The organism is Kitasatospora sp. NPDC059973, from assembly GCF_042737525.1.
In the GTDB taxonomy this organism is placed as follows: domain Bacteria; phylum Actinomycetota; class Actinomycetes; order Streptomycetales; family Streptomycetaceae; genus Kitasatospora.
This window is the reverse complement of record NZ_JBHWUI010000020.1, coordinates 67,463-72,585: the sequence shown is the minus strand read 5'-3', so window position 1 is coordinate 72,585 and position 5,123 is coordinate 67,463. Positions and strand designations below refer to the sequence as shown.

At 75.9% G+C, this 5,123-nt stretch carries 1 protein-coding gene; it reads right to left on the bottom strand.

What is annotated here, in order from left to right:
• The coding region (locus ACFWA9_RS08455) for a type I polyketide synthase (protein ID WP_380384583.1) at window positions 1-5,095 on the bottom strand (5,095 nt) is incomplete at its 3' end.
• Between the last annotated feature and the right edge of the window lie 28 nt (window positions 5,096-5,123).

The window sequence follows — 5,123 nt, the reverse complement described above, 5'->3', positions numbered from 1 at the left end:
CGGCGGCCCGCGCCGACTGCCGGCCGGGGCGGACCAGGCCCAGCAGCAGGGGCGGCACCCCGGCGCCGGCCGTGGCGGCCGTGCGCAGGGCCCGCAGGTCCAGCTTGACCGGGACGAGCAGCGCCCGGTCACTGTGCAGCGCGGTGTCGAAGAGCTCCATGCCCTCCGCCGGCGTCAGCGGCTGGGCGCCGCCGCGCCGGTTCATCCGGCTCCGGGACAGCTCGTCCAGGTCGGCGCCCATGCCGTCGCTCTGCGCCCACGGGCCCCAGGCCAGCGACAACGCGGGCAGGCCGTCCGCCCGGCGCCGGGCCATCAGCCCGTCCAGGTAGGCGTTCGCCGCCGCGTAGGCGCCGGTGCCCGCGCCCAGGAACACCGCCGAGACGGAGGAGTACGTGATGAACACGTCCAGGTCCGGGGCGAGTTCACGGGTCAGCTCGTCCAGGTGCCGGGTCGCCGTCACCTTCGGTGCGAAGACGCGCGCCAGTCGCTCCGGGTCGATCTCGCCGACCACACCGCCGTCGAACACGCCCGCCGCGTGCACCACGGCGGTCAGCCGGTGCCCGTCGCGCCGGGCGGCGGTCAGCAGTTCCGCCACCGCGTCGCGGTCGGTCACGTCACAGGCCGGCACCGCCACCGACTCGGCGCCGAGCGCGTGCAGCTCGGCCACCAACTCCCGGGCGCCCTCGGCCTCCAGGCCCCGCCGGCTGGTCAGCACCAGATGCCGGATGCCGTGCTCGGTCACCAGGTGCCGGGCCAGCACCGCACCCAGCGACCCGGTCCCACCGGTGACCAGCACCGTCCCCACCCGGTCCAGCACCGGCTCGGTGCCCCGGGCGATAGCGGCCCGGGCCAGGCGCGGCACGGACAGGGCCGCACCGCGCAGGGCGACCTGCGGTTCACCGGTGGCCAGGACGGCGGTCAGGACCGCGTCGAGGTCGGTGCCGGCCTCGGCGTCGAACAGCACGATCCGGTCCGGGTTCTCCGCCTGCGCCGCCCGGAGCAGACCCCAGACGGCGGCGCCGGCCGGGTCGGTCACCGCGGCGTCGCCACCGGCGGGCACCGCGCCCCTGGTCGCCACCACCAGCCGGGCCTGCGCCGGGGCGGGCCCGGCCAGCCAGGCCCGGACGACCTCCAGCACCCGCCGGGTCAGCGCGAGGGGGGTGTCCCCGGGGCCGTCGGTGACGGCCTCCAGCAGCACCGCCGCCGATGCGGCGGCGCCGGTGCCCTGGCCCTCGCCGGTGCCCTCGCCCTCGCCCTCGCCCTCGCCCTCGAACAGTGCCGCCAGGTCCGCCGGGGCGGTGACCCGGGCCGGGACCGGGCCGGGGGTGGCGGCGGCGGGCAGGGTGGCCGACTCGGTCCACTCCACCCGGTACAGCGCGTCGCTGCCCGGCGTCCCCGCCGCCGCCTCCAACTGCTCGGCGGAGACGGCGCGCGAGACCAGCGAGTCCAGCGTCAGGACGAGCCCGCCGGCATCGTCGACGGCCTCCAGCGACAGGGCGTCCGGCCCCGGCCGGGCGACCCGCACCCGGACCGAGGCGGCCCCGGCCGCGTGCAGCACCAGCCCGTTCCAGGCGAACGGCAGCCGGACCACCGGCTCCTCGTCCGGTGCGTCGGCCGGCCGGGCGCCGCTCAGCGCGGCCGCCGCGTCCAGCATGCTGGAGTGCAGGGCGGCGTCGAGCAGGCCGGGGTGGATGCCGAACCCGGCGGCCCGCTCGCGCAGTTCGTCCGGCAGGGCCACCTCGGCGAAGATCTCCTCGCCGCGCCGCCAGACCGCGCGCACGCACTGGAACGACCGGCCGTAGGCGTACCCCGCGCGGTCGAGCAGGTCGTAGCCGCCGGTGATGTCCACCGGCTGCGCGCCGGGCGGCGGCCAGGCGGTGAAGTCGAACTCCGGCTCGGCGGCGCCGGCCGTCGTCGGCAGCAGTGTGCCGGTGGCGTGGCGGACCCAGGCGTCCATGGCCCCCGTGGTGTCGGTGCCGTCCACCGCGTCCTCGCGGGAGGAGTACACCTCCACCGTACGGGCACCCCGCTCGTCCGGTCCGCCGACGGCGACCTGGACCCGCAGGCCACCGTGCTCGGGCACCACCAGTGGTGCCTCGATGACGAGTTCGTCCAGCACCCCGCACCCGACCTCGTCGCCGGCCCGCACGGCCAGCTCCACCAGACCGGTCCCGGGGACGAGGACCACTCCCCCGACGGCGTGGTCGGCGAGCCAGGCGTGCGTCCGCAGCGACAGCCGGGAGGTGAACACCAGGCCGTCCGACTGCGGCAGTTGGACGACCGCGCCGAGCAGCGGGTGGTCGGCCTTGCCCTGGCCGAGCGAGGTGGCGTCGGTCAGCGGGGTGGCCGGGAGCCAGTAGTGCTCGTGCTCGAAGGCGTAGGTGGGCAGCTCCAGATGGGTGGGCGTGAAGCCGGCGGGCAGCGTCTTCGCCCAGTCCACCTCGACGCCCCGGACGAAGAGTTCGGCCACCGAGGCCAGCACGGTGTGCGCCTCGGGGCGGCCGTCGCGCAGCGCGGCCACCGCGACCGCGCGCTCACCGGCGGACTCCGCGACCACGCCGCTCAGCGCGGCGCCGGGGCCCAGCTCGACGAAGAGTGCGGAGCCGCCGTCGGCCGCCGTGGCGATGCCGTCGGCGAACCGGACCGGGCGGCGGACATGGTCCACCCAGTAGGCGGGATCGGCCAGTTGGCCCGGCTCGGCGACGCGGCCGGTGACGTTGGAGATCACCGCGAGCTTGGGCTCGCCCCACGAGACGTCGGCGAGCACGGCCGCGAACTCCGCCAGCATCGGTTCCATCAGCGCCGAGTGGAAGGCGTGCGAGACGGTCAGCTGCTTGACCTTGCGGCCCTGCTCCCGCAGTTGCTCCGCGGCCTTCAGCACGGCCGCCTCCTCACCGGAGAGGACCACCGACGAAGGACCGTTCACCGCCGCCAGGTCCACGCAGTCATCGAGGAGTTCGGCGACCTCGTCCTCGGTGGCCGCCACCGCCACCATCGCGCCGCCGGACGGCAGCGCCTGCATCAGCCGACCGCGTGCGGCGACCACCGCCGCCGCGTCCGCCAGCGAGAGCACCCCGGCCACATGGGCGGCCGTGATCTCACCGATCGAGTGGCCCAGCACCGCGTCCGGCCGGATGCCCCAGGACTCGATCAGCCGGAACAACGCCGTCTCCACGGCGAACAGACCCGCCTGGGTGTAGACGGTCTGGTCCAGCGATCCCGCCGTACCGAACACCACGTCCTTGACCGGGTGCTCGGCCCAGCCCGCCAACCGCTCGTCCAGCGCCGCACACGCCGCGTCGAAGGCCTCGGCGAACACCGGGTACCGCTCCGCCAGCTCACGGCCCATCCCGACCCGCTGCGACCCCTGACCCGGGAAGACCAGGACCACCTTCCCCGGACCGCCGGACGGGGACGCGCTGCCGCTCGCCCCGGCGGGCGCGGACTCGCCGCGTGCCAGCGCGGCCAGGCCCGCCAGTGTCTCCGCGCGCGAGCCGGCCACCAGCACCGCCCGCTCGCCCAGCACCGCGCGCTGGGCGAGCAGCGCACCCGCCACCGCGACCGGCGCCCCGGCCCCGGGCGCGTCGACGGAGGACGCCTCGACGAAGGCGGCCAGCCGCCCGGCCTGGCCCGCCAGGGCGGCGGCCGAGGCGGCCGACAGCACCAGCGGGACGACGCCCTCGGGCACGGCCGCCGGCCGCGCCTCCTCCTCGGGGGCCTGCTCCAGGATCAGGTGGGCGTTGGTGCCGCTGACGCCGAAGCCGGACACCGCCGCCCGGCGGGGGCGGCCGGTCTCCGGCCAGTCCCGCGCCTCGGTGAGCAGCTCCACCGCACCGGCGGACCAGTCGACCTGGGTGGACGGCGCGTCCACGTGCAGGGTGGGCGGCATGACGCCGTGCCGCAGCGCCTGCACCATCTTGATCACGCCCGACACCCCGGCGGCGGCCTGGGTGTGGCCGATGTTGGACTTCAGCGAGCCGAGCCGCAACGGCCGCTCGGCGGGCCGGTCCTGGCCGTAGGTGGCCAGCAGGGCCTGCGCCTCGATCGGGTCACCCAGCACCGTGCCCGTGCCGTGGCCCTCCACCAGGTCCACATCGGCGGTGGACAGGCCCGCGTTGGCCAGCGCCTTGCGGATCACCCGCTGCTGCGAGGGCCCGTTCGGCGCGGTCAGACCGTTCGACGCGCCGTCCTGGTTCACCGCCGACCCGCGGACCACCGCGAGCACCCGGTGCCCCTTGCGCCGCGCCTCGGAGAGGCGCTCCAGCACGACCACACCCGCGCCCTCGGCCCAGCCGGTGCCGTCCGCCGCGTCCGCGTACGCCTTGCACCGGCCGTCGGCCGCCAGCCCGCGCTGGCGCGAGAAGTCGATGAAGAGGCCGGGGGTGGCCATCACGGTCGCGCCGCCGGCCAGCGCCATCGAGCACTCGCCGCGGCGCAGCGCCTGGGCCGCCAGGTGGATCGCCACCAGCGAGGAGGAGCAGGCGGTGTCGAGCGTCACCGCCGGGCCCTCGAAGCCGAACACGTAGGAGATCCGGCCGGACGCCACGCTGGCGGCCGCGCCCGTCCCGGTGAAGCCCTCCAGCTCCGGCGGCACGCTGCCGCCGGCGAAGTAGTCGACGCCCATGATCCCGTTGAAGACCCCGACATCGCTGCCCTTGAGCGTGGCCGGGTCGATGCCGGCCCGCTCCAGCGCCTCCCAGGAGGTCTCCAGCAGCAGCCGCTGCTGCGGGTCCATGGCGAGCGCCTCACGCGGCGAGATCCCGAAGAAGCCCCCGTCGAAGAGGCCGGCCTCGTGCAGGAAGCCGCCCTGGTCCACGTAGGAGGTGCCGCGGTTCTCCGGGTCCTCGTCGAACAGCCCGTCGAGGTCCCAGCCCCGGTCGGAGGGGAAGCCCGAGACGCCGTCCCGGCCCTCGCTGACCAGGTCCCACAGCCCCTCCGGGCTGTCGACACCACCGGGCAGCCGGCACGCCATACCCACGATCGCCACAGGCTCGCTGGAGGCGCTGACGAGTTGGCGGTTCCGCTTCTTCAGCGAGCCGACCTCTTCGAGCGACTTCCGCAGCGCCTCGACAAGCTTCTCGTATGAAGTACTCACTTCACTGCCCCATTCACGTTGTACCGCA